The organism is Caballeronia sp. INDeC2 (genome assembly GCF_023631325.1).
GTDB lineage: Bacteria > Pseudomonadota > Gammaproteobacteria > Burkholderiales > Burkholderiaceae > Caballeronia.
In genome coordinates this window covers 991429-1015586 of record NZ_JALQDG010000003.1, presented here as the reverse complement: position 1 = coordinate 1015586, position 24158 = coordinate 991429, and the positions used below count along the sequence as shown (strand labels likewise).

21 protein-coding genes are annotated in these 24158 nt (G+C 63.1%); 14 read left to right on the top strand and 7 right to left on the bottom strand.

Annotated features, from left to right (window positions below; translation table 11 throughout):
- The first annotated feature begins 40 nt into the window (after positions 1-40).
- Together NCS28_RS06625 and NCS28_RS06620 are read left to right on the top strand one after the other, a co-directional pair.
- Positions 41-1246 carry a phospholipase A gene (locus tag NCS28_RS06625; RefSeq protein ID WP_502801155.1) on the top strand — a complete coding sequence of 402 codons (1206 nt, stop codon included), beginning with the start codon at positions 41-43 and terminating at the stop codon, positions 1244-1246.
- A 71-nt stretch (positions 1247-1317) separates the two neighbouring features.
- Complete coding sequence (locus NCS28_RS06620; RefSeq protein ID WP_250513028.1) at positions 1318-1521, top strand: DUF1289 domain-containing protein; 204 nt, start codon at positions 1318-1320, stop codon at positions 1519-1521.
- Positions 1522-1584: 63 nt separating this feature from the next.
- On the opposite strand, the gene NCS28_RS06615 is transcribed toward NCS28_RS06620, so the two are convergent.
- The 4 genes from NCS28_RS06615 to NCS28_RS06600 all read right to left on the bottom strand — a co-directional run bounded on the left by NCS28_RS06615 (position 1585) and on the right by NCS28_RS06600 (position 7422).
- Positions 1585-3177 (bottom strand): ABC-F family ATPase, encoded by a 1593-nt coding sequence (locus NCS28_RS06615; RefSeq protein WP_250513027.1) that lies wholly within the window; start codon positions 3175-3177, stop codon positions 1585-1587.
- 200 nt (positions 3178-3377) lie between these two features.
- On the bottom strand, positions 3378-4823 hold the full coding sequence (thrC, locus tag NCS28_RS06610; protein WP_250513026.1) for a threonine synthase: 1446 nt from the start codon (positions 4821-4823) through the stop codon (positions 3378-3380).
- Positions 4824-4834: 11 nt separating this feature from the next.
- The gene (locus NCS28_RS06605) at positions 4835-6157 is read right to left on the bottom strand and encodes a homoserine dehydrogenase (RefSeq protein WP_250513025.1); all 1323 of its coding nucleotides are present in this window, start codon (positions 6155-6157) and stop codon (positions 4835-4837) included.
- 26 nt (positions 6158-6183) lie between these two features.
- Entirely contained in the window at positions 6184-7422 is a 1239-nt protein-coding gene (locus tag NCS28_RS06600; RefSeq protein WP_250513024.1) for a pyridoxal phosphate-dependent aminotransferase, read from the bottom strand.
- Between the two features lie 456 nt (positions 7423-7878).
- Between NCS28_RS06600 and NCS28_RS06595 the strand changes: the two genes are divergently transcribed.
- The 12 genes from NCS28_RS06595 to NCS28_RS06540 all read left to right on the top strand — a co-directional run bounded on the left by NCS28_RS06595 (position 7879) and on the right by NCS28_RS06540 (position 20730).
- Complete coding sequence (locus NCS28_RS06595; RefSeq protein WP_250513023.1) at positions 7879-8253, top strand: Mth938-like domain-containing protein; 375 nt, start codon at positions 7879-7881, stop codon at positions 8251-8253.
- A 324-nt stretch (positions 8254-8577) separates the two neighbouring features.
- Positions 8578-10251, top strand: coding sequence for a glycosyltransferase family 39 protein (locus tag NCS28_RS06590; RefSeq protein WP_250513022.1), 1674 nt, complete (start codon positions 8578-8580; stop codon positions 10249-10251).
- A 106-nt stretch (positions 10252-10357) separates the two neighbouring features.
- Entirely contained in the window at positions 10358-10729 is a 372-nt protein-coding gene (locus tag NCS28_RS06585) for an SMR family transporter (protein ID WP_250513021.1), read from the top strand.
- A gap of 55 nt (positions 10730-10784) precedes the next feature.
- A complete protein-coding gene (locus NCS28_RS06580) occupies positions 10785-11942 on the top strand; it encodes a DegT/DnrJ/EryC1/StrS family aminotransferase (protein ID WP_250513020.1) in 1158 nt (385 codons plus the stop codon).
- Positions 11943-11965: 23 nt separating this feature from the next.
- Complete coding sequence (locus NCS28_RS06575) at positions 11966-13003, top strand: glycosyltransferase (RefSeq protein ID WP_250513019.1); 1038 nt, start codon at positions 11966-11968, stop codon at positions 13001-13003.
- A complete protein-coding gene (locus tag NCS28_RS06570) occupies positions 13000-13986 on the top strand; it encodes a formyltransferase (protein WP_250513018.1) in 987 nt (328 codons plus the stop codon). The genes NCS28_RS06575 and NCS28_RS06570 overlap by 4 nt, the downstream gene beginning before the upstream one ends.
- Positions 13983-15029: a bifunctional UDP-4-keto-pentose/UDP-xylose synthase gene (locus NCS28_RS06565; RefSeq protein WP_250513017.1), complete on the top strand. Its 1047-nt coding sequence runs from the start codon at positions 13983-13985 to the stop codon at positions 15027-15029. Before NCS28_RS06570 ends, NCS28_RS06565 begins: the two co-directional genes overlap by 4 nt.
- A 13-nt stretch (positions 15030-15042) precedes the next feature.
- On the top strand, positions 15043-15939 hold the full coding sequence (locus NCS28_RS06560) for a polysaccharide deacetylase family protein (RefSeq protein ID WP_250513016.1): 897 nt from the start codon (positions 15043-15045) through the stop codon (positions 15937-15939).
- 84 nt (positions 15940-16023) lie between these two features.
- Complete coding sequence (locus NCS28_RS06555) at positions 16024-16485, top strand: peroxiredoxin (protein WP_250513015.1); 462 nt, start codon at positions 16024-16026, stop codon at positions 16483-16485.
- Between the two features lie 397 nt (positions 16486-16882).
- Positions 16883-18742, top strand: coding sequence for a PhoH family protein (locus NCS28_RS06550; protein ID WP_250513014.1), 1860 nt, complete (start codon positions 16883-16885; stop codon positions 18740-18742).
- Between the two features lie 193 nt (positions 18743-18935).
- The gene (locus tag NCS28_RS06545) at positions 18936-19865 is read left to right on the top strand and encodes a C40 family peptidase (RefSeq protein WP_250513013.1); all 930 of its coding nucleotides are present in this window, start codon (positions 18936-18938) and stop codon (positions 19863-19865) included.
- A 58-nt stretch (positions 19866-19923) separates the two neighbouring features.
- Positions 19924-20730 (top strand): SDR family oxidoreductase, encoded by an 807-nt coding sequence (locus NCS28_RS06540; RefSeq protein ID WP_250513012.1) that lies wholly within the window; start codon positions 19924-19926, stop codon positions 20728-20730.
- A 49-nt stretch (positions 20731-20779) separates the two neighbouring features.
- Here the strand turns inward: NCS28_RS06540 and NCS28_RS06535 are convergent, their stop codons facing one another.
- From NCS28_RS06535 to NCS28_RS06525, 3 genes are all read right to left on the bottom strand, one after another.
- On the bottom strand, positions 20780-21790 hold the full coding sequence (locus NCS28_RS06535; RefSeq protein ID WP_250513011.1) for an inorganic phosphate transporter: 1011 nt from the start codon (positions 21788-21790) through the stop codon (positions 20780-20782).
- Between the two features lie 112 nt (positions 21791-21902).
- Positions 21903-22529, bottom strand: a complete 627-nt coding sequence (locus NCS28_RS06530) for a DUF47 domain-containing protein (protein WP_250513010.1) — start codon at positions 22527-22529, stop codon at positions 21903-21905.
- A 139-nt stretch (positions 22530-22668) separates the two neighbouring features.
- Positions 22669-24057, bottom strand: coding sequence for a replicative DNA helicase (locus NCS28_RS06525; protein ID WP_250513009.1), 1389 nt, complete (start codon positions 24055-24057; stop codon positions 22669-22671).
- Positions 24058-24158: the final 101 nt, after the last annotated feature.

Genomic DNA, 24158 nt, shown 5'->3' with positions numbered 1-24158 from the left:
TTAGTTAGAGTTTGCGCCGCGCGCCCGGGCGGTGGATGTTGTGGTGGCCGCGGGGGGGGGGTGGGGCCCGGCACAGGCGCGGGGGGGGGGCGGGCCCCGGGCGCGCGCGGCGCCCCCCGCGCAGCCGCTCGAGCTGACGCTCCTCTACACCGACGACGACGCGAAACCCCTCACCATCGATGTCCCCAGACAATTGACCGTGAACCTGACGAACGGCGATCTGCCGCCCGCGCCGCTCACGCTCGAACGCGATCCCAAGGTGCCGGACCGTGTGCGCCTCGCGCCCGGCCAGTATCGGCGTGTGCGCTACTCCGCGCCCTGGCCGGATGCGGCGCGCGGCACGGTGAAGATCGATCCGGTCGGCTTCGATGCGTCGCCGATGCTCGTCACGATCAATCGAAGCGACACGCAAACGCAAGTCGCCGCCGCCGAGCACCGCGAAACACAGGCGACGACGCCCGCGCAACTCGCGAGCGCGAGCGCCGCCGCGAATACCGCCGCCGTGCCGACGACCACCACCGACACGATGCTCTCCGGCCGCTTCTCGACCTTCGAACCGACGTACTTCGCCGACGGCAAGAACGGCGACAACCTCGCGAAATTCCAGTTCAGCTTCAAGTACCGCCTGCATCTGCCCGACGATCCGCGCTCACGCGGCTTCCTGGACAATCTCTACTTCGGCTACACGCAGACGGCGATCTGGAATCTCTCCGCCGAGTCCGTGCCGTTTCGCGACATCAGCTTTCAGCCGCAATTGTTCTATTACGTGGAGGACACCGGCTGGAAGAGCGCGCTCTTTACGCGCATGGGCGTCGCGGCGGGAATCGGACACGAATCGAACGGCAAGAGCGGCGACGAATCGCGCGCGATCAACATTGCGTTCGTGCGCCCGACCTGGGATTTCGGCGACCTGACCGGCAATCACCTGACGCTTTCGCCGAAGTTCTTTTACTACCTGTCGAAGTCGGGCAATCAGGACATCGCGGATTATCGCGGCTATGTGGATTTTCTCGTGAAGTACGGCAGCCCGGACGGCTGGCAGCTCGCAACGACACTGCGCAAGGGCACGAAGCACTGGTACGGCAGCGTCGATTCGCAGCTCACGTACCCGCTCGCGAAGCTGATCGGCAGCGCATGGGGCGGCTACCTGTTCGTGAGCTACTTCAACGGCTACGGCGAGGACATCCTCGATTACAACCAGCGGCGTCACTGGATCGCGCGGATAGGCTACAGTATCGCGCGCTGAGTTTTTTTAGAATTTGAACGCCGCGTTGTCGCCCTCTTTTCCCGGCGACGATGCGGCCACGAGCTAGCCCAATGTCCTCGAATCTTCACGATCTGCCCGACAGCCCCTGTATTGGCGTGTGCTCCACGCTTTTCGACGACGTCTGCAAAGGCTGCGGCCGGACCGCGGGCGAGGTGTCCAATTGGGTCTTCCTCACCGACGAGGAAAAACGCGCGATCTGGGTTCGCATCACGCGCGAAGGTACGGCGATGCGGTTCCGGAACGACCGGCTCTGAGCGCAATGAAAACGGCCCGCTCATTCGAGACGGGCCGCTTCGATGCTTGCGTAACCAGGAAGGTTACTGAATCCCCTGACTCGACAGGAAATCCTCGTAATTCCCGCCGAAATCGCGCAGCGTGCCATCGGTCTTCACTTCGATGATTCGATCCGCCAGCCCGCTCACGAACTCGCGATCGTGCGACACGAAGATCAGCGTGCCTTCGAACTTCTCCAGCGCGATCTGCAGCGACTCGATGGACTCCATGTCCATGTGGTTGGTCGGCTCGTCCATCAGCAGCACGTTGTGACGGCCGAGCATCAGCTTGCCCCAGATCATCCGGCCCTTCTCGCCGCCCGACAGCACCTTCACGTTTTTCTTGATGTCGTCCGCATTGAACAGCAGGCGGCCGAGCGTGCCGCGCATCATCTGCTCGTCGTCGCCTTCCTTGCGATACTGGTCGATCCACTCGGTCAGCGTCTCGTCCTTCGGAAACTCTTCGTACGTGTCCTGCGGCATGTAGCCGACGTTCGCGTTTTCCGCCCACTTCACGGTGCCGTGATCGAGTTCGATCGCGCCCTTGAGCGACTTGAGCAGCGTGGTCTTGCCCGCGCCGTTCTCGCCGATGATCGCAATTCGCTCGCCCGGCTGCACGCTGATGCTGAAGTTCTGGAAGATCGTCCGGTCGTACTTCTTGGTCAGATCCTCGGCGACCACCGCGATGTTATGCAGCTTCTTTTCGAACTCGAAGCGGATGAACGGATTTTGACGCGACGATGGCTTGAATTCCTCGATCTTGATCTTGTCGATCATCTTCAGACGGCTGGTCGCCTGGCGCGCCTTCGACTTGTTCGCCGAGAAGCGGCGCACGAAGTCCTGAAGATCGGCCACGCGCTCCTTCGCCTTCTGGTTCGCCGCCTGCTGGCGCTCGCGGGCCTGCGTCGACGCGAGCATGTAGTCGTCGTAATTGCCCGGCCAGACCTTCAGCGTGCCGTAATCCATGTCCGCCATGTGCGTGCAGACCTGATTCAGGAAGTGTCGATCGTGCGAGATGATGATCATCGTCGAGTTGTACTGGTTGAGCACGTCTTCCAGCCAGCGGATCGAATTGATGTCGAGGTTGTTGGTCGGCTCGTCGAGCAGCAGCACGTCGGGCTTCGAGAACAGCGCCTGCGCGAGCAGCACGCGCAGCTTCCAGCCGGGCGCGACGTTGCTCATCGGGCCGTTGTGATCGTTGATGTCGATGCCGATGCCGAGCAGCAATTCGCCCGCGCGCGCTTCGGCCGTGTAGCCGTCGTATTCGGCGAATTTGGCTTCGAGGTCGGCGGCCCGCATGTAGTCGTCGTCGGTTGCGTCCGGGTTCGCGTAGATCGCGTCGCGCTCGGTCATCGCGGCCCACATTTCCGTGTGGCCCATCATGACGACATCGAGCACGCGCATGTCTTCGTACGCGAACTGATCCTGACGCAGCTTGCCGAGGCGGACGTTCGGCTCGAGCATGACGTTGCCTGAGCTCGGCTCGAGATCGCCGCCCAAAATCTTCATGAACGTCGACTTGCCGCAGCCGTTGGCGCCGATCAAGCCATAGCGGTTTCCTTCGCCGAACTTGACCGAGATGTTCTCGAAGAGGGGCTTGGGCCCGAATTGCATGGTGATGTTGGCGGTAGACAGCACGGCGCGTCCTTTTGAATGGGGTACGACGAAAAACCTAAGATTTTAGCAGCTTTTGACGGGGTTTTGCCGGAGGGCAATATTTGCGGGGTGCAGCGAATGCCCGCGAGCGCGGTCCCGCATCGTGAAAAAGGGGCGCGGCCAATGCGACCGCGCCCCTTACGCTATGTCACGACGCGCACGAAGCGGACGGGAATCCCGCGTTACGTCCGCTCGGCGATGAACGCCTTCACCACCCCGGCATCCGCCGGAACGATATCGAACCTTTGTGGCAGTTTTTCAAGTCCCAGGAAAGCGACCGGCCGCTCCGGCTCACGATTCAACGCCTCGCGGATCGTCTCGCCGAACTTGATCGGCTGGGCGGTTTCCAGAACGATCATCGGCACGCCTGGCTCGAGGTTCTCGCGCGCGACCTTCACGCCATCGGCGGTGTGGGTGTCGATCATCGTCTGATAACGCTCGAACACGTCGCGGATGGTCTTCACGCGGTCGTCGTGATCGCTCTTGCCCGACACGAAGCCGAATTCCTTCACGCGCGCGAAATCGCCGCTCGCGGCAAGATCGAAGCCGCCCTTCTCCTCGACGTCGCGGAACAGTTGCAGCACGCGCGCCGGATCGCGGCCGAGCAAGTCGTACACGAAGCGCTCGAAGTTCGATGCCTTCGAGATATCCATGCTCGGCGACGTGGTGTGATAGGTCTCCGCCGCGCCGCGCACGCGATACACGCCCGTCTTGAAGAACTCGTCGAGCACGTCGTTTTCGTTGGTCGCGACCACGAGCTGGTCGATCGGCAAGCCCATCATGCGCGCGATGTGCCCCGCGCACACGTTGCCGAAGTTGCCGGACGGCACCGTGAACGACACGCGCTCGTCGTTGCTCTTCGTCGCGGCGAAATAGCCCTTGAAGTAGTACACGACCTGCGCGACGACGCGTGCCCAGTTGATCGAGTTGACCGTGCCGATCTTGTGCTTGGCCTTGTACGCGTGATCGTTCGATACGGCCTTGACGATGTCCTGGCAATTATCGAAGTTGCCCTCGACGGCCAGATTGAAGATGTTCGGATCCTGCAGCGAGAACATCTGCGCGGTCTGGAACGCGCTCATCTTCTTGTGCGGCGACAGCATGAAGACGCGCACGCCAGTCTTGCCGCGCATGGCGTATTCGGCGGCGCTGCCAGTGTCGCCCGAAGTCGCACCGAGGATGTTCAGCGTCTCGCCGTGCTTCGCCAGCGCGTACTCGAAGAGGTTGCCGAGCAGTTGCATCGCCATGTCTTTGAAGGCGAGCGTCGGGCCGTTCGAGAGTTCCAGCAGCGACAGCGTCGTGCCGTTCTCTTCACCGAGCGTCTTGAGCGGCGTGATCTGCACCGCACTCTCTTCGTGGCGCACGTTGCTGTACACCTGCGCCGTGTAGGTCTTGCGCGTGAGCGAGCGCAGATCTTCGGCGGGAATGTCGTCGCTGAACTTCGACAGCACTTCGAATGCGAGATCCGCATACGACAGCGTGCGCCAGCGCGCGAGTTCATCGGCCGATACGCGCGGATATTCCGCCGGCAGATACAGCCCGCCGTCTTTCGCGAGCCCGCCGAGAAGAATGTCGGAGAACGTGTGGCGCTCGTTGCTGCCGGCGCCGCGCGTCGAAATGTAGTTCATCGTGCTTGCCCTTAGTTGAGCGCTTCCATGCGCAGCTTCGTCACCTTCGAAACGACCGTGGACAGCGCTTCGATTTGCGCGATCGCCGCGTTCACGTTCTTCTCCAGCGTCTCGTGCGTGATGAGGATGATGTCGGTTTCGCCCTTGTTCGCGCCGTCGACTTCTTCCGATTCCTTCTGCAACAATGCGTCGATGGAGATGGCCTTGTCCGCGAGAATGCGCGTGATGTTCGCGAGCACGCCCGTCACGTCCGCGACGCGCAGGCGCAGGTAGTAGCCGCTCGTCACTTCGTCGATCGGCAGGATCGGCGTGTTCGACAAGCTATCCGGCTGGAACGCCAGGTGCGGCACGCGATGCTCGGGATCGGCCGTATGCAGGCGCGTCACGTCGACGAGATCGGCGACCACGGCGGAAGCCGTCGGCTCCGCGCCCGCGCCCTTGCCGTAGTACAGCGTGGTGCCGACCGCATCGCCGTGCACGACGACCGCGTTCATCGCGCCTTCGACGTTCGCGAGCAAACGCTTGGCCGGAATCAGCGTCGGATGCGTGCGCAGTTCGATACCCTTCTCCGTGCGCCGCGCGATGCCGAGCAGCTTGATGCGATAGCCGAGATCCTCGGCGTAGCGAATGTCGATCGCCGCCAGCTTGCTGATGCCTTCCACGTACGCGCGGTCGAACTGCACCGGCACGCCGAACGCGATCGCGCTCATGATCGTGACCTTGTGCGCGGCGTCGACGCCTTCGATATCGAAGGTTGGATCGGCTTCGGCGTAACCGAGCTCTTGCGCGGCCTTCAGCGCGGTCGCGAAGTCGAGCCCGCGGTCCCGCATTTCCGAAAGAATGTAGTTCGTCGTGCCGTTGATGATGCCCGCGATGTATTCGATCCGGTTCGCCGTCAGCCCTTCGCGCAGCGCCTTGATGATTGGGATGCCGCCCGCCACCGCCGCTTCGAACGCGACCATCACGCCCTTCGCGCGCGCGGCTTCGAAAATCTCAGTGCCGTGCACCGCGAGCAGCGCCTTGTTGGCCGTCACGACATGCTTGCCGTTGGCGATCGCGCGCAGTACCAGTTCGCGCGCGAAGCCCGTGCCGCCGATCATTTCGCACACGATATCGATGGAAGGATCGTCGACGACCGCGTCAAAGTCGTCCGTCACGGCGATGCCTTGCTGCTTCGCGGCTTCGGCCTTTGCTGGCGTGCGCACTGCGACGCGCGCGATTTCGATGCCGCGTCCCGCGCGTCGTTTGATTTCTTCCTGGTTACGGCGCAGCACCGTGAAGGTGCCGCTGCCTACCGTGCCGAAGCCCAAGAGTCCTACTTTGATCGGTTCCATGCAGCGCGAGTCTTTAAAAAGAGAGATTAAGCGGAATGTCGTTTGCGATAGCCGTCGAGGAAGCGCGCGATGCGGTTGACCGAATCCGCGAGATCGTCGACGTTCGGCAGGAAGACCACGCGGAAGTGATCCGGCGTCGGCCAGTTGAAGCCCGTGCCCTGCACCAGCAGCACGCGCTCTTCGAGCAGCAGGTCGGTGATGAACTGCTGGTCGTCCTGGATCGGGTACATCTTCGGATCGAGCTTCGGGAACATGTAGAGCGCCGCCTGCGGCTTCACGCAGGTCACGCCCGGGATGGCCGTGAGCATCTCGTAGGCGAGCTCGCGCTGCTTGTAGAGGCGTCCGCCCGGCACGATCAGATCGTTGATGCTCTGATAGCCGCCGAGCGCGGTCTGGATCGCATACTGGCCGGGCACGTTCGGGCACAGGCGCATCGACGCGAGAATGCCGAGGCCTTCCAGATAGTCCTTCGCGCGGCGGCGGTTCTCTTCGATCAGCCCGGAAATCGCCATCCAGCCCGCGCGATAGCCGCACGAACGGTAGCTCTTCGACAAGCTGTTGAACGTGACCGTGACCACGTCCTCGGACAGCGCGGCCATCGACGTGTGCGTCTGGCCGTCGTAAATGATCTTGTCGTAGACCTCGTCCGCGAAAATGATGAGGCCGTGCTCGCGCGCGATCGCGATCAGGTCGCGCAGCAACTCGTCCGAGTACAGCGCGCCTGTCGGGTTGTTCGGATTGATGACGACGAGCGCCTTGGTGTTCGGCGTGATTTTCGCGCGGATGTCGTCGAGATCGGGCATCCAGCCGTTGCTCTCGTCGCACATATAGTGGCGCGGCGTGCCCGACGACAGGCTCACCGCGGCCGTCCACAGCGGATAGTCCGGCGCGGGCAGCAGCACTTCGTCGCCGTCGTTGAGAAGCGCCTGCATCGCCATCACGATGAGCTCGGACGCGCCATTGCCGATGTAGATGTCGTCCAGCTCGACGCCCGTCACGCCCTTTTGCTGCGTGTAATGCATGATCGCCTTGCGCGCGGCGAACACACCCTTCGAATCCGAATAACCCGACGATCCCGGCAGGTTGCGGATCATGTCCTGAATGATCTCGTCCGGCGCCTCGAAACCGAACGGCGCCAGATTGCCGATATTGAGCTTGATGATGCGATGGCCTTCTTCTTCGAGGCGCTTCGCGTGTTCGAGCACGGGCCCGCGAATGTCGTAGCAGACGTTTTGCAGCTTATTGGATTTGAGAATCGGTTTCACGGCTGGCGCTCTTGGTCTGGGTGTTGATGCGGACTGGTTTTTCTGATGTCGATCAGGTGCGGCCCGGCGTTCAGGCGAACGGCCTCGCGCGCGAACTGCGGACGGGGCGTTGCAATGAATACCGGGTGTGAAGCCTGAAGGCGGCTCGCCCGGACGACTCGCTCGTTCCCGAGCGCCGAACGATGCATTTTAGACGCCGCGCCAGGTAGGGCATGGGCGATGCGGACCGGATTGCGTGTCGGAGGCGGCTTGTGGCGGCACGCGAGCGCAATGGGACGGCGCGCGAGCGTGCCCGGCAGCCGAAAAGTTATAATTTACTGATTATGGCTCAGTTCCGCAATGCACCAAGGGAACGCGTCCGTGTGGCCCCGAGCCGATGCGTCAAAAGGCGCGCAGGCCGCTTCGCCGTTACGGCACGTGCTGGGTCGTCACTCTTTCTTTTGCCGGATCATCGTTTTGAAACTGCACCAGGAATCCAACAACGCGCTCAACACCATCACGAGCTACGGAGACGGTTTCGTGGCGATCAATCTCGAAAGGCACGAAGGCAGCGTGATCGTCATGCCCGGGACGCCCGTCGCGGCGTGGCCGGTGTCGTCGTTCGAAGCGCTCTCGCCCGAACATTTCGATGCGCTCGTTCAGGCGGCGCCCGAAGTCGTCATCTTCGGCAGCGGGTCGCGGCTGCGCTTTCCGCATCCGCGGCTCACGGCGCAACTGGCGAAGCGCCGCATCGGGGTCGAGACGATGGATTTCGGCGCGGCGTGCCGCACTTACAACATATTGATGTCTGAAGGCCGGCGCGTGGCCGCGGCGCTGCTCATCGAAGCCTGAGAATCGCGTAAGGAAACGCTAAGGAAAGCGGTGGCAGACTTCCGCCGCCGGCTACACCCTTGCGTCAAATTTGACGAATGCCGGCTGGCCGTGCGCTACACTCCCGCCCGGCATTCGTCTTTGCCGGCATGCCGGGCGGATTTCGAAGGCATTCGGCGGAGGCGCTGCGTCATACCGGTCGGGGCACGCGTGAAGTAACTCGCGAACTCAAAGCGAAAATACGTGCCTGAGCATGCGCGCACCGAAAGTTTTCGCGCAGCCCGCTTCCATCGCCCATTTGGTTTCACTAGCGCCGCGCATCGCGGCATCGGACAGGTCGACTTCATGAACGATACGCCTTCCCGGCTACCGCTCACGCGTCTTTCGCTCATTCTTCTCGTACTCGCGCTTGCGATCATCTGGTTCGCGCCGCTCGGTTATCGTCATCTCGTGCCGAGCGACGAAGGCCGCTACGCCGAAATGGCGCGCGAGATGTTCGTGACCGGCGACTGGATCACGCCGCGCTACAACGGCTACAAATATTTCGAGAAGCCGCCGCTGCAGACGTGGGCGAATGCGCTGTCTTTCGCGTGGTTCGGCATCGGCGAATGGCAGGCGCGGCTTTATACGGCGCTGACGGGCTTCGCGGGCGTGCTGCTCATCGGTTACACCGGCGCGCGCGTGTTCAACGCGATGACGGGCTTCGCCGCCGCGGTCATCCTCGCGACCTGCCCGTACTGGAACCTGATGGGCCATTTCAACACGCTCGACATGGGTCTGTCGTTCTGGATGCAGTTGACGCTCTGCGCGCTGCTGCTCGCCCAGCGCCCCGGCCTGCCAACGCGCGACGTTCGCCTGTGGATGTGGCTCTGCTGGGCCGCGATCGGCGCCGCCGTGCTGTCGAAGGGACTGGTCGGCCTGATCCTGCCCGGCGCGGTGCTGGTCTTGTACTCGCTCGTTGCGCGGGACTGGGCGCTCTGGCGGCGGCTCTATATCGGCAGCGGCCTGATCGTGTTTCTGATCGTGACCGGTCCGTGGTTCGCGCTCGTCCAAATGAAGAACCCGGAGTTCTTCAATTTCTTTTTCATCGTTCAGCAGTTCAAGCGCTATCTGACGCCTGAGCAGAACCGGCCGGGCGCGTTCTACTATTTCGTGCCTGTGCTGCTCGTCGGGTTTCTGCCGTGGCTGTCGATCGCCTTTCAGAGCGTGCGTCATGGCCTCAAGACGCCGCGCCAGCCGAACGGTTTCGCGCCGGTCACGATGCTGCTCGTCTGGACCGCGTTCATCTTCGTGTTCTTCAGCGCGTCGCACTCCAAGCTCGTTTCGTACGTGCTGCCGGTCGCGCCTGCCATCGCGCTCGTGATCGGGCTGTATTTGCCGTCGCTGACGAAGGCGCGGTATCGCATGCATCTGATCGGCTACGTCGTGTTTCTGATCGCGGCGGCGTTCGGCGCGATCTTCATCGGCCGCGCGGGGAGCGCCAGCACGCCGAACGCGCTCTATCGCGAATTTCAGATCTGGGTCTACGCGGGCCTTGCCGTCGCATTCGTCGTGACGGTGTTCGCGATCTGGCTGAACCGGCGCAGCGTGCTCGCGGGCGCGGCGGGACTCGGCGCGGCGTGGCTGCTGCTCGGCACGATCGCCGGCTCGGGCCACGACGTCTTCGGCACGCAAAGCTCGGGCGTGAAGCTCGTGCCCGCCGTGAAGGCCGCGATGGCGAAGCTGCCGCCCGACACGCCGTTTTATTCGATCGCGAAGCTCGATCACACGATGCCCTTCTACCTCGGCCATACGATGATCATGGTCGGAGAAGCCGACGAACTGACCTTCGGCACGCAGACGGAGCCGCAGAAATGGGTGCCGAGCATCGACGACTGGATCAGGCTGTGGGATTCCCAACGCTACGCGCTCGCGCTGATGCCGCCGTCGCGTTATGAAGAACTGACCGCGCGCCATGTGCCGATGCGACTCGTCGCGAGCGACCAGCGCCGCGTGATCGTGGAGAAGCCGCAGCCGTGAGCCACGTCATCCTCGTCATCGATGTCAGCGGCCATGTTGCGCCGCACGATCGTTCGGCATTTGCCGATGAACCGAGTATCCTTGTTCCGCATTTGAAAAACGCGCGATGAACCCGATTTCCTTTATTTGCATCGTCATCGGCGTATCGTTGAACGCGTGCGCCCAGCTTCTGCTCAAAGCCGGCGTGAATGCGGTGGGCCATTTCGACATGACGCCCGCCAACATTCTGCCCGTCGGCTTCAAGATTGCTACGCAGTGGCCGATCATCGGCGGGCTCGCGTGCTATGTGCTGAGCGTCGTAGTGTGGATCGTCGGACTGTCGCGCGTGGACGTATCGATCGCCTATCCGATGCTCTCGCTCGGCTACGTCGTCAATGCGTTCGCGGCGTGGTATCTGTTCGGCGAAGTGCTGTCGATGCAGCGGCTCATCGGCATCGGCATCATTCTGATCGGCGTGGTGGTGCTCGCGCGCGGCTAGTTCGCCGAACCGAAGCATCGACCGGATCAATTCATTTTTTTAAACGCATAGTCCAATGACTCAAACAACGCGGCCGTTCCTGCCTTTCGTGAAGCCCGAGATCGACGAGGAAACCATTCAAGGCGTCGTCGAGGTGCTGCGCTCGGGCTGGATCACGACCGGACCGCAGAATCAGCAATTCGAGGCGGAGCTGTCGGCGTACGTCGGCGGCCGTCCGGTGCGGGCGTTCAACTCGGGCACATGCACGATGGAGATCGGCTTGCGCATCGCCGGCGTCGGCCCGGGCGACGAAGTCATCACAACGCCGATGACCTGGGTGTCGACCGCGAACGTAATTCTCGAAGTCGGTGCGACGCCGGTTTTCGTCGATATCGACCCGGTCACGCGCAACATCGATCTGAACCTGCTCGAGCGCGCGATCACGCCGCGCACGAAGGCGATCATGCCGGTCTATCTGGCGGGCCTGCCCGTCGATATGGACAGGCTTTACGAAATCGCGCGCTCCCATAAGCTGCGCGTGATCGAGGACGCCGCGCAGGCGTTCGGCTCCAGCTGGCGCGGCAAGCGCATCGGCGCGATCGGCGACATCGTGTCGTTCAGCTTCCACGCGAACAAGAACGTGACGTCGATCGAAGGCGGCGCGCTCGTGCTCAACAACGAGGACGAAGCGGAACTGGCGCGCAAATATCGCTTGCAGGGCATCACACGCACGGGCTTCGACGGCATGGACTGCGACGTGCTCGGCGGCAAGTACAACCTGACCGATGTGGCGGCGCGCGTCGGGCTCGGCCAGTTGCGGCAGGTCGAGCGCTTCACCGAAAAGCGTCGCGAACTCGCGCGCGCGTACTTCGATGCATTCGAAGGCGGCGCGGCGGTCAAGCTCGGCATCGGCTTGCCGACGCGCAACTTCACCGACAGCAACTGGCACATGTTTCAGATCGCGCTGCCGCTCGACAAGCTCAGGCTCACGCGCGCGGAGTTTATGGCCGAGATGAAGGAGCGTGGCGTCGGCACGGGCCTGCACTACCCGGCGCTGCATCTCTTCACGCTGTACCGCGCGCGCGGCTATAAGGAAGGCATGTATCCGCATGCGGAGCGTTACGGCGCGTCGACGGTCACGCTGCCGCTCTTCACGCTGATGAGCACGGACGATGTCGAACACGTCGTGAAGTCGGTCGACGAAATCTGCGAACAGTTCGCGCACAACGGGTAACCAGCAAGGACACTCAGCCCAATATGAGTCATTTGGATTTTCCGGCGACGTCCCCCGAACTTTCGGTGATCATCCCGGTGTACAACGAGGAAGACGGCCTTGCCGCCCTCTTCCAGCGCCTGTATCCGGCGCTCGACGCGCTCGGCACGTCGTACGAGGTGATCTTCATCAACGACGGTAGCCGTGACAAGTCGGCCGCGCTGCTCGCGCAGCAATTTCGCGCGCGGCCCGACACCACGCGCGTCATTCTGCTCAACGGCAATTACGGCCAGCACATGGCGATTCTCGCGGGCTTCGAACAGTCGCGCGGCGAGATCGTCGTCACGCTCGATGCCGACCTGCAGAACCCGCCCGAGGAAATCGCCAAGCTCGTCGACAAGATGCGCGAGGGCTACGACTACGTCGGCACCATTCGTCAGCAGCGTCAGGACAGCCTGTGGCGCAAGAAAGCGTCGCGCGCGATGAACCGCCTGCGCGAACGCATCACGAAGATACGCATGACCGACCAGGGCTGCATGCTGCGCGCGTACAGCCGCCATATCATCGATACGATCAACCGCTGCGGCGAGATCAACACCTTCATTCCCGCGCTCGCGTACACGTTCGCGCAGAATCCGATCGAAGTCGATGTCGCGCATGAAGAGCGCTTCGCGGGCGAGTCGAAGTATTCGCTCTACAGTCTCATCCGCCTGAACTTCGATCTCGTCACAGGCTTCTCGGTGGTGCCGCTGCAATGGCTGTCGTTCATCGGTGTGATTCTGTCGGTCGGCTCAGCGGGCCTGTTCCTGCTGCTGTTGATTCGCCGCTTCATGTTCGGCGCGGAAGTCCAGGGTGTGTTCACTCTCTTCGCCATCACGTTCTTCATGCTCGGCGTGATCATCTTCGCGCTCGGGCTGCTCGGCGAATACATCGGGCGCATCTATCAGCAAGTGCGCGCGCGGCCTCGCTATCTCGTCCAGACGATCCTCGAAGAGCGCGACGGCCTGCCCGCCGCGATCAAGCCGCTTCAGGAATCCGTGCAGCACGTGGCCGTCGTCACGCGTGAGGAAGACGGCCGATGAAGCCGCGCGCAGTCGTCTTCGCCTACCACAACGTCGGCGTGCGCTGTCTGCAAGTGCTGCTCGCGCGCGGCGTCGATGTCGCGCTCGTCGTCACGCACGAGGACAGCGCGAGCGAAAACATCTGGTTCGGCAGCGTCGCGCAGGTTGCGGCGGAACACGGCATCGACACGATCACGCCGGCCGATCCCAAATCGCCCGAGCTCCACGACGCGCTGGAAAAGATCTCGCCGGACTTCGTCTTCTCGTTCTACTACCGCCACATGCTGCCGGTCTCGCTGCTCTCGCTCGCGCGGCGCGGCGCGTACAACATGCATGGGTCGCTGCTGCCCAAGTATCGCGGCCGCGTGCCGACGAACTGGGCGGTGCTCAACGGCGAGACCGAATCCGGCGCGACGCTGCACGAAATGGCGGAGAAGCCCGACGCGGGCGCGATCCTCGCGCAGACGCCGGTGCCTATCCTCCCCGACGACACCGCGGCGCTCGTCTTCGACAAGACGGTCGTCGCCGCCGAGCAGACGCTCTGGCGCGTGCTGCCCGCGCTGCTCGCGGGCGAAGCGCCGCATCTGCCGAACGATCTCGCATCGGGCAGCTATTACGGCGGGCGCAAGCCGGAAGACGGCCGCATCGACTGGTCGCAGCCCGGGCAGCGCGTCTATAACCTGATCCGCGCGGTCGCGCCGCCGTATCCGGGCGCGTTCACGGATATCGGCGCGGACCGTTTCATCGTGGCGCGAGCGCGGCTCGTGCCCGAAACCGGCGCGCCCGCCCTGTCCGCCGAAAGACTCCGCGAGTTGCGGGGTTTGCCCCCGGGCCTAAGGGTGGCGGATAATGCGCTGTTCGGCGTTTGCGGCGATGGCCGTGTCATCGCCATCCACGAATTGCGCCATCGGACGCTCGACGCCGATTCGCAACCCGTGGACGAAGAGCGCCCCGTCGATTCCGCCGAATTCGGCCGCATCATTCAATCCTCTCGTCATTCATGAAAAAAGTTCTGATCCTGGGTGTCAATGGCTTCATCGGCCATCACCTGTCCAAGCGCATCCTCGAAACCACCGACTGGGAAGTCTTCGGGATGGACATGCAAACCGATCGCCTGGGCGACCTCGCGAATCACGAGCGGATGCATTTCTTCGAAGGCGACATCACGATCAACAAGGAGTGGGTCGAGTATCACGTGAAGAAGTGCGACGTGATCCTGCCGCTCGTCGCGATCGCGACACCCGCGACTTACGTGAAGCAGCCGCTGCGCGTGTTCGAGCTCGACTTCGAAGCGAATCTGCCGATCGTGCGTTCGGCCGTGAAGTACGGCAAGCATCTCGTGTTTCCGTCGACTTCCGAGGTCTACGGCATGTGCGCGGACGAGCAGTTCGATCCGGAAAACTCGATGCTCTCCTACGGCCCCATCAACAAGCCGCGCTGGATCTATGCGTGCTCGAAGCAGTTGATGGACCGCGTGATCTGGGGCTACGGCATGGAAGGGTTGAACTTCACCCTCTTCCGTCCGTTCAACTGGATCGGCCCGGGCCTCGACTCGATCTACACGCCGAAGGAGGGTTCGTCGCGCGTCGTGACGCAGTTCCTCGGTCATATTGTGCGCGGCGAGAACATCAGCCTCGTCGACGGCGGCGCGCAGAAGCGCGCGTTCACCGACATCGACGACGGCATCGGCGCGCTGATGAAGATCATCGAAAACAAGGACGGCGTGGCGTCGGGCAAGATCTATAACATCGGCAATCCGACGAACAACTTCTCGGTGCGCGAACTTGCCAACAAGATGCTCGCGCTCGCGAACGAGTTCCCCGAGTACTCGGACACCGCGAAGAAGGTGCAGCTCGTCGAGACCTCGTCGGGTGCGTACTACGGCAACGGCTATCAGGACGTGCAAAACCGCGTGCCAAAGATCGACAACACGATGCAGGAACTCAACTGGGCGCCGCAAGCCACCATGGACGACGCGCTGCGCAAGATCTTCGAAGCGTACCGCGGCCATGTGGGCGAGGCCCGGAAGCTCGTTGAGCAGTCGTAAGCGAGGAAAAAGCGTGGCCCGCATCGTTCTCAAGATCGACGTCGATACGCTGCGCGGCACGCGCGAAGGCGTGCCCAATCTCGGGCGTCTGCTCGACAAGTACAGCGCCCGCGCGACGTTCCTATTCAGCCTCGGCCCCGATCACACGGGCTGGGCGCTGCGCCGCGTGTTCCGGCCGGGGTTCCTGAAGAAGGTGTCGCGCACGTCGGTGGTCGAGCATTACGGCGTGAAGACGCTCATGTACGGCGTGCTCTTGCCCGGGCCGGACATCGGCCGCGAAGCCGTATCGGAGATGCGCGCGATTCACGAGGCCGGCTTCGAATGCGGCATCCATACGTGGGACCACGTCTACTGGCAGGACAACGTGCGTGGGCGCGACCGCGAATGGACTGTCGCGCAGATGCGGCAGAGCCATGCGCGCTTCATCGAGATCTTCGGCGCACCGCCCGTCACGCATGGCGCGGCCGGCTGGCAGATGAACGGCTACGCGTTCGAGCAGATCGATGCATGGGGCATGCGCTATGCATCCGACGGGCGCGGCCACACGCCGTACATCCCCGTGCTGGATGGCCGCACGCTCAATCACATCCAGATGCCCACGACGCTTCCGACGCTCGACGAAGTGCTCGGTGTCGATGGCGTCGACGAAAGCAATGTCGCGGCGCATATGCTGCGTCATACGGCCGACAATCCGCACGATCAGGTGTTCACGCTGCACGCCGAACTCGAAGGCCAGAAGCTCGCGCCGGTGTTCGAGCAACTGCTCGCGGGCTGGCGCGCGCAGGGACACAGCTTCGCCACGATGGGCGATTACCATGCCGCTCTGGACCGCGCGTCGCTGCCCACGTACCCTGTGACGTGGGGCGAGATTCCGGGCCGCGCGGGCGAGCTGATCGTTCAGGCGGGCTGAAGCGGCGCGTAGCCGCTTTTCGGGTCTCCTCGCGCGTTTCCTCTTCTTTCTCACCTACAAACCAGAACAACCGGAGAAACCTACGTGTCAGTCGCAGTCGACCAGCCCGTTCCCGACTTCACCGCCCCCGCGACGGGTGGCGAGTTCACCCTGTCCTCCCTGCGCGGCAAGAAGGTCGTGCTCTTCTTTTACCCGAAGGACAACACCCCGGGCTGCACGACCGAAAGCCTGCAGTTTCGCGACCACTACGACCAATTCAAGGCGGCGGGCGCGGAAGTGATCGGCATCTCGCGTGACAGCGTGAAATCGCACGACAACTTCAAGGCGAAGCTGGAGCTGCCTTACACGCTGGTTTCCGACGGCGACGAAGCCATCTGCTCGGTCTTCGATGTCATCAAGATGAAGAAAATGTATGGCAAGGAAGTGCGCGGCGTCGAGCGCTCGACCTTCCTCATCGACGCGAAAGGCGTGCTCCGCCGCGAGTTCCGCGGCGTCAAGGTGCCAGGCCACGTAGAGGCGATCGTGGAGGCTGTACAAGCGATTTGAGGCACGTTATATTGATTCGCAATGAGCGCCTGTCCTCCCCATTCTCTTTACCTTAGCGCGAGCCGCCGTGTGCCTGCCGGTACGGTCGGCATGGACCCGGGCTACGTGGAGTCGGCAAGGCAAAGGCGCTCTGAAGCAGAAGTCAGCCGCTGGTTCCGGTAGTCGGAACGGCGGCTTTTTTATTTGGCGTCGCGCAAAAGCCACGCTTCATCGGCTCGCCCGCGACGCGTTGCAGGCGACCTCCAAGGAGCAGATCGAAACTAGGCGAACCGGCGATTTCGACAACGAAGCGCGCCACCGGGCGCAAACTGCGGGATTCGTATTGCTTCGAGGGCGTACGAGCAGGATGCGACAGGCGGCGCACGATACACGACCCGATTCCTTTCGAGGGAACACTATGCCTTTGCCTACCGCCCCGGCCAAGCTCGGCCACCTCCTTCCGGCTGAAGAATACAAGGCCAAAGCCCGGCCTTCTAAGCAGTCGAAGAAACAAGCCGCGGCGAGCGATGACGACGCCTACGGCGCGGTCGAGACCGTCGCCGCCGAGCGTCCCGCCGCCACGAACGCCGCGCACACGCTGCGCTCGATCGCGAGCGAAGTGCTGACCCCGATTCCCGCCGAAGCGCATGTGGAAGCGGTCGTGCCGCCGCCCGCGCCGGGCACCGTGCCGACGCGCGGTCGGAAATCGAAGCAGACCGCGGCGCTCTTGCAGCCCGCGCCCGCCGCGCGCACCACGCCGGAACCCGTCGAGGCCCGCGCTGAAACACCTGTTGCGCCCGAAGCATCGGCCCCGGCCGTCGCGAAAGACACGCGCACGCAGAACAAGCGCCGCAAGGGCACGGCGTCCGAAGCCGAACTGCGCAAACTGTTCGTGCTCGACACCAACGTGCTGATGCACGATCCGAGCTCGCTCTTCCGCTTCGAGGAACACGACGTCTATCTGCCGATGATGACGTTGGAAGAACTCGATAATCACAAGAAGGGCATGTCGGAAGTGGCGCGCAACGCCCGTCAGGTGAGCCGCACGCTCGATGCGCTCGTCGCGCACGCGGGCGACGCCGGCAAGATGGCGGAAGGTTTGCCGCTCGCCGCGCAAGGCAACCGCGACGCGCTCGGCCGCCTCTACTTCCAGACGACGCTGACCGACATCGAGCCGGTGGAAGGCTTGCCTGTCGGGAAGGCGGACAACCAGATTCTCGGGGTCGTGCGCGCGCTGCAGAAAGAGCGGCCGGATCGTCAGGTCGTTCTGGTGTCGAAAGACATCAACATGCGCATCAAGGCGCACGCGCTCGGCCTGCCCGCCGAAGACTATTTCAACGACCAGGTTCTCGAAGACAAGGACCTGCTTTATTCGGGCGTGCGGGCGCTGCCGCAGGACTTCTGGACCAAGCACGCGAAGGGCATGGAGAGCTGGCAGGACACCAAGACCGGCACGACGTATTACCGCGTGACCGGGCCGCTGTGCCCGTCGATGCTCGTCAACGAGTTCGTCTATCTGGAGCCGCAGAACGGCGAACCGTCGTTTCACGCTGTCGTGCGCGAGCTGAACGGCAAGACCGCGCTCCTGCAGACGCTGCGCGACTACGGCCATCACAAGAACAACGTGTGGGGCATCACGGCGCGCAATCGCGAGCAGAACTTCGCGCTCAACCTGTTGATGAACCCGGAAGTCGATTTCGTCACCCTGCTCGGCCAGGCGGGCACGGGTAAAACGCTGATGGCGCTCGCCGCGGGCCTCGCGCAAGTGCTCGACGACAAGCGCTACAACGAGATCATCGTGACACGCGCGACGGTGCCGGTCGGCGAGGATATTGGCTTCCTGCCGGGCACCGAGGAAGAAAAGATGCAGCCGTGGATGGGCGCGTTCGACGACAACCTCGAAGTCCTGCAAAAGACCGACGACGCCGCCGGTGAATGGGGCCGAGCCGCGACGCAGGAACTCATCCGTTCGCGACTGAAGGTGAAGAGCATGAACTTCATGCGCGGGCGCACGTTCGTCGACAAGTACGTGATCATCGACGAGGCGCAAAACCTGACGCCGAAGCAGATGAAAACGCTCGTCACGCGCGCGGGCCCGGGCACGAAGATCATTTGCCTTGGCAACATCGCGCAGATCGATACGCCGTACCTGACCGAAGGCAGTTCGGGTCTTACGTACGTTGTCGATCGCTTCAAGGGCTGGACGCATAGCGGACACGTGACGCTCGCGCGCGGCGAACGTTCGCGCCTCGCCGATTACGCTTCCGACATTCTCTAAGGGCGGCGTATTCGTAGTCTCAGCGGCCCGGCGGAGCAATTCGCCGGGCCGCTTCTTTTCGTCTGGACGTTCCGCGGCTGCAACACTTACGGTACAAACTTCATGTAAATTCTGAAGACGTCTTGTCGCACGCCCGTTCTGCGGGCTAGTATCGGCACAGTGTCCTTCCCGGCGAGAATTCTCGCCTACTGCAATGCGTCGAATCTGGTTGCTGCTTTCCCTCACTGTACTGCTCGCCGCGTGTGGAACCGCGCCGCAGCAGACGTCACGCAAGCCCGCCGCCAGCACGACCGCCAATCGCACCTATCAGACGCCGCCCGGCTTTCCGAATTTTGTGGATCACAGCGTCGGGCGCGAGGAAATTTCGATTCAGGCGATGTCGCTCGTCGGCGTGCCGTACCGCTGGGGCGGCAATACGCCGGACGCGGGTTTCGATTGCAGCGGACTCGTGCGTTATGTGGTCGACCGTGCGGCGTCGGTCAATCTACCGCGCACGACCGCCGATATGAGCTCGCGAGGCGAATCGGTCGAGCCGGATGAAGTCGCGCCGGGCGATCTGATCTTCTTCAACACGACCGGGCGGCCGCATTCGCACGTGGGGATTTACGTCGGCAAGCTGCGTTTCGTGAACGCGCCGTCCACGGGCGGCACCGTGCGGCTCGACTATCTGACGAACCCCTATTGGGCGAAGCGCTTCGACGGCATCCGGCGCGTCGCGCCGCCGAAGGCCGCACCCGCGCCGTTCGATGCGCCGACTTACATTGCATCGCCCGCGCCCGTACGAACGCCCGCGCCCGCAAACGCCGACGTCTTCGAGCCGCCGCCCTCCACGCTTACCGCCGCGCAACGACAATCGCAGGCCGCGGGCGCGACCGCGCCGCAAACCGCCGCCGTCATCGACGCATCGCCCGATCCGATCCAGGCAGCCGCCGATGCCTTCGAGCCGCCGCCTCCGACTTCGCGCGCCGCACGTCAGCAGGCGCGCGCCGTTCAGGCCGGCGAGTCCATCGATACCGCCGAGCCGCCCGTGCGCGTGATGCGCGCCTCGACCGGTTCGATCGCCGCGCCGCGCCCCGCGCCAAACGACGATCCCATCGCCCGCTTCGCGACCGGCACGAACTGACGCGCGCATCGCGTCTCTGCTATCGTGTTCCGATCATTCTTCGACGGAGCGCAACACCATGGACCTGGGACTCGCGGGCAAGGTCGTCCTCATCACGGGCGGCAGCAAGGGAATCGGATTTGCATGCGCCAAAGCGTTCGCAAGCGAAGGCGCGAATGTCGCGATCGTCTCGCGCGACGCCGCGAATCTCGCCCGCGCCCGAGAGCAACTGGCCAGCGCCGGATATCACGTCCATTTGGCGCGCGCGGACCTGCACGAAGCGCACAGCGCCGAAGATGTCGTCGAGGAAGCGAGCGCCGCGCTCGGGCCGATCGATATCCTCGTCAACAGCGCCGGCGCCGCTCGTCGCTACGACCCGGAGACGCTCGATGCCGCGGCATACAAAGCGGCCATGGACGCCAAATACTTCTCCTACGTCTATCCGCAGCAGGTCGTGCTGAAGCGCATGGCCGAGCGCCTGCGAAACGATCCGGGCGCCGAACCGGGCGCGATCGTCAATATCGTCGGGATGGGCGGCAAGATCGCGACGGACATCCACATCGCGGGCGGCGCGGCCAATGCGGCGCTGATGCTCAATACCGTCGGCCTCGCCCATCATTACGCGAAGCTCGGCATTCGCATCAACGCGATCAATCCGGGCGCGACGCTGACCGAGCGCGTCGAGGAAGCGCTGGATCTGGAAGCGAAACGGCAAGGCGTCACGCGCGATCAGGTGCTCGCCGACAGCCAGTCGAAAGTGCCGCTCGGGCGCTACGCGAAACCGGAGGAAATCGCCGACGTGGCGCTCTTTCTGGCGAGCCGCCGCGCGAGTTACGTGTCGGGCGCGATCATCCCGATGGACGGGGTGTCGTCGCCGATAATTTGATGCGCTCCGGGCCCCGCAAATTTCCGGGGCCCGAGGCGAGAAAGAACGCTCACAGGAAGCGGTGGCCGACCCACCAGCCCGCCGCAGCGAGCGCGGCGGACGCGGGAATCGTCAGAATCCAGGCCCACACGATATTGCCCGCGACGCCCCAGCGCACCGCGCTGAACTTTTGCGTCGCACCGACGCCGACGATCGCGCCGGTGATCGTGTGCGTCGTCGAAACGGGAATGCCGAGGAACGACGCGACGAAGAGCGTGATCGCCCCGCCCGTCTCCGCGCAGAATCCGCCGACCGGCTTGAGCTTCGTGATTTTCTGACCCATCGTGCGCACGATGCGCCAGCCGCCGAAGAGTGTCCCGAGACCCATCGACAGATAGCACAGGCCGATTACCCAGACCGGCGGCGCATCGGCGGCGGCCGACGCGTAGCCGGTCGCGATCAGCAGCATCCAGATGATGCCGATCGTCTTCTGCGCGTCGTTGCCGCCGTGGCCGAGCGAATACAGCCCCGCCGACACGAGCTGCATGCGCCTGAAACGCCGGTCGACCTTCGAGGGTGGCGTGCGGAAATACAGCCACGACACGAGCAGCATGAAGAACGAGCCGAGCACGAAGCCGAGCAGCGGCGAGATGAAGATGAACGCGACCGTCTTCAGCAGTCCGTCCCAGTTGAGCGATCCCCAGCCCGACTTTGCGAGCGCGGCGCCGACGAGCCCGCCGATCAGCGCATGCGACGAGCTCGACGGAATGCCGTAATGCCACGTGACGATATTCCAGCCGATCGCGCCGACGAGCGCGCCGAAGATGACGTAGTGATCGACGATTTCAGGATCGATCGTGCCTTTGCCGACGGTCGCCGCGACCTTCAGGTGAAAGATGAAATATGCAATGACGTTGAACGCAGCGGCAAACGCGACCGCCTGCTGCGGCTTAAGCACGCCGGTCGAAACGACCGTCGCGATGGAATTGGCGGCGTCGTGAAAGCCGTTCATGAAGTCGAACGCGAGTGCGACTATGACGAGCAAGGCGACTGCCCAGATGGCGAGTTGAATCGAATGCATCAGTTGGTGTTGTTTTGACCGGTCTTGAAATGCGCTGCCGGTTTGTCGTCCCGGTTTTCTCGTGTCCCGCCGCGCGCGGGCCTGCCGCGCGCCGGGGGCTTGGACGGCTTGGTCAGGCGTTTTCCAGCACGATGCCTTCGATGATGTTCGCGACGTCTTCGCACTTGTCGGTGATCGTCTCGAGCAGCTCGTAAATCGCCTTCAGCTTGATGAGCGTCTTCACGTCGTCTTCCTCGCGGAAGAGCTTCGACATCGCCGCGCGTAGCACGCGGTCGGCATCCGACTCCAGACGGTCGATTTCCTCGCAGATCTTCAGGATTTCGCTTGCACGCTTCATGTCGGCCAGCAGTTCGACGGCCTTCTGCACGCGCGTGACCGTGCCGGTGCAGATATGCGCGAGCTGGCTCGCCTCCGACGTCACCGCGCGCACGTCGTACAGCGAAATGGCCGTGGCGACGTCCTCCATCAGATCGAGGATGTCGTCCATCGTCGTGATGAGCTTGTGGATTTCGTCGCGGTCGAGCGGCGTGATGAACGTCTTGTGCAGCAGATCGATGGTCTCGTGCGTGAGCTTGTCGGCGCGCTTTTCGTTCGCCTGGACGTTCTGCTTGTGGACCTCGGCATCGTCGAGGTTATCGATCAGCAGTTCGAGCTCGCGGCTGGCATCGACCATGCACTTCGCGTGCGCGTTGAAGATCTCGAAGAATTTGCCCTCGGTGGGCATGAAACGACCAAACATGAAATTCCCGCTAAATGGGTCAAATTTGAGACAACATCAAACTGTCATATTGTACCTGTGCGCGTTAGCCGACGCACCGCGCGTTCGTGACGCGCGGCGTTAGAGCTCGCCAGGGATTGACAGCGGATGCGCTCGAGGCCTATTCGCCGCCGTAGAAGTTTTGCGCGCCGGCGAAGTTGTCGAACTTCGTGTACTGACCGTGGAAGGTAAGGCGCACCGGGCCGATCGGACCGTTACGCTGCTTGCCGATGATGATTTCAGCGGTGCCCTTGTCGGGGCTGTCCGGGTTGTACACTTCGTCGCGATAGATGAAGAGGATCACATCCGCATCCTGTTCGATAGCGCCCGACTCGCGCAGATCCGACATGATCGGGCGCTTGTTCGGACGTTGTTCGAGACCGCGATTCAGCTGCGAAAGCGCGATCACCGGCACGTCCAGTTCCTTCGCAAGACTCTTGAGCGAGCGCGAGATTTCGGAGATTTCAGTCGCGCGGTTTTCGCCGCCGCCCGAGCCCGACATCAGCTGCAGATAGTCGACGATGATCAGGCCGAGCTTGCCGCATTGCCGCGACAAACGCCGCGCGCGTGAGCGCAGTTCCATCGGGTTGAGGCCGCCGGTTTCGTCGATGAAAAGCTGCGCCTCGCTCATTTTCTGCACCGCGTGCGTGAGCTTCGGCCAATCCTCGTCCGTGAGACGGCCCGTGCGCATGCGATGTTGATCCAGCCGGCCGACCGACCCCAGCATACGCATCGTCAGTTGCGTGCCCGGCATTTCCATCGAGAACACCGCGACGGGCAAGCCGTACTCCACCGCCACGTATTCGCCGACGTTCATCGAGAAAGCCGTCTTACCCATCGACGGACGGCCCGCCACGATGATCAGCTCGCCGCCATGCATGCCCGAGGTCATGCGGTCGAGGTCGACGAAGCCTGTCGGCGTGCCGGTCACATCGCTCGGATTCGCAGTGTGATACAGCGTGTCGATGCGCTCGACGACCTGCGTGAGCAGCGGCCCGATTTCCAGAAAGCCCTGCGTGCCGCGCGCCCCTTCTTCGGCGATCGAGAACACGCGCGCTTCGGCTTCATCGAGAATCTGGCGGACTTCCTTGCCTTGCGGATTGAAGGCGTCGGCGGAAATTTCATCGGCGACCGACACAAGGCGGCGCAGCACGGCGCGGTCGCGCACGATTTCCGCGTAGCGGCGGATGTTCGCGGCGCTGGGCGTGTTCTGCGCGAGCGCGTTCAGATAAGCAAGCCCCCCGACTTCCTCGGCCTTGCCGGCCATCGTGAGCGCTTCGTAGACGGTGATCACGTCCGCGGGACGCGTCGACGCGATCAGCTTACCGATGTGCTCATAGATGATCCGATGGTCGTAGCGATAAAAATCGCCCTGATGCATGACATCGGCGATGCGGTCCCATGCGGCGTTGTCCAGCAGCAGACCGCCAATCACGGATTGCTCGGCTTCGATCGAATGCGGCGGGACCTTCAGCGCGTCGAGTTGCGGGTCTTTGGACGGAGCGTTCATGGGGTGGAATTATCGATTAATGTCGCGCGCTAGGCTACGTTCAGACGAAAAAAAGCGGAGCCATGAAAGGCTCCGCTTTTTCGTACCGCACGCGAGACCGG

Bases quoted from the DNA above. Each gene is read 5' to 3' on its own strand.
- NCS28_RS06535 (WP_250513011.1), bottom strand. From the start codon at position 21,790: ATGCATTCGATTCAACTCGCCATCTGGGCAGTCGCCTTGCTCGTCATA.
- NCS28_RS06540 (WP_250513012.1), top strand. From the start codon at position 19,924: ATGGACCTGGGACTCGCGGGCAAGGTCGTCCTCATCACGGGCGGCAGC.
- NCS28_RS06575 (WP_250513019.1), top strand. From the start codon at position 11,966: ATGAGTCATTTGGATTTTCCGGCGACGTCCCCCGAACTTTCGGTGATC.
- NCS28_RS06605 (WP_250513025.1), bottom strand. From the start codon at position 6,157: ATGGAACCGATCAAAGTAGGACTCTTGGGCTTCGGCACGGTAGGCAGC.
- NCS28_RS06580 (WP_250513020.1), top strand. From the start codon at position 10,785: ATGACTCAAACAACGCGGCCGTTCCTGCCTTTCGTGAAGCCCGAGATC.
- NCS28_RS06590 (WP_250513022.1), top strand. From the start codon at position 8,578: ATGAACGATACGCCTTCCCGGCTACCGCTCACGCGTCTTTCGCTCATT.
- NCS28_RS06585 (WP_250513021.1), top strand. From the start codon at position 10,358: ATGAACCCGATTTCCTTTATTTGCATCGTCATCGGCGTATCGTTGAAC.
- NCS28_RS06550 (WP_250513014.1), top strand. From the start codon at position 16,883: ATGCCTTTGCCTACCGCCCCGGCCAAGCTCGGCCACCTCCTTCCGGCT.
- NCS28_RS06525 (WP_250513009.1), bottom strand. From the start codon at position 24,057: ATGAACGCTCCGTCCAAAGACCCGCAACTCGACGCGCTGAAGGTCCCG.
- thrC (WP_250513026.1), bottom strand. From the start codon at position 4,823: ATGAACTACATTTCGACGCGCGGCGCCGGCAGCAACGAGCGCCACACG.
- NCS28_RS06620 (WP_250513028.1), top strand. From the start codon at position 1,318: ATGTCCTCGAATCTTCACGATCTGCCCGACAGCCCCTGTATTGGCGTG.
- NCS28_RS06545 (WP_250513013.1), top strand. From the start codon at position 18,936: ATGCGTCGAATCTGGTTGCTGCTTTCCCTCACTGTACTGCTCGCCGCG.
- NCS28_RS06530 (WP_250513010.1), bottom strand. From the start codon at position 22,529: ATGTTTGGTCGTTTCATGCCCACCGAGGGCAAATTCTTCGAGATCTTC.
- NCS28_RS06565 (WP_250513017.1), top strand. From the start codon at position 13,983: ATGAAAAAAGTTCTGATCCTGGGTGTCAATGGCTTCATCGGCCATCAC.
- NCS28_RS06570 (WP_250513018.1), top strand. From the start codon at position 13,000: ATGAAGCCGCGCGCAGTCGTCTTCGCCTACCACAACGTCGGCGTGCGC.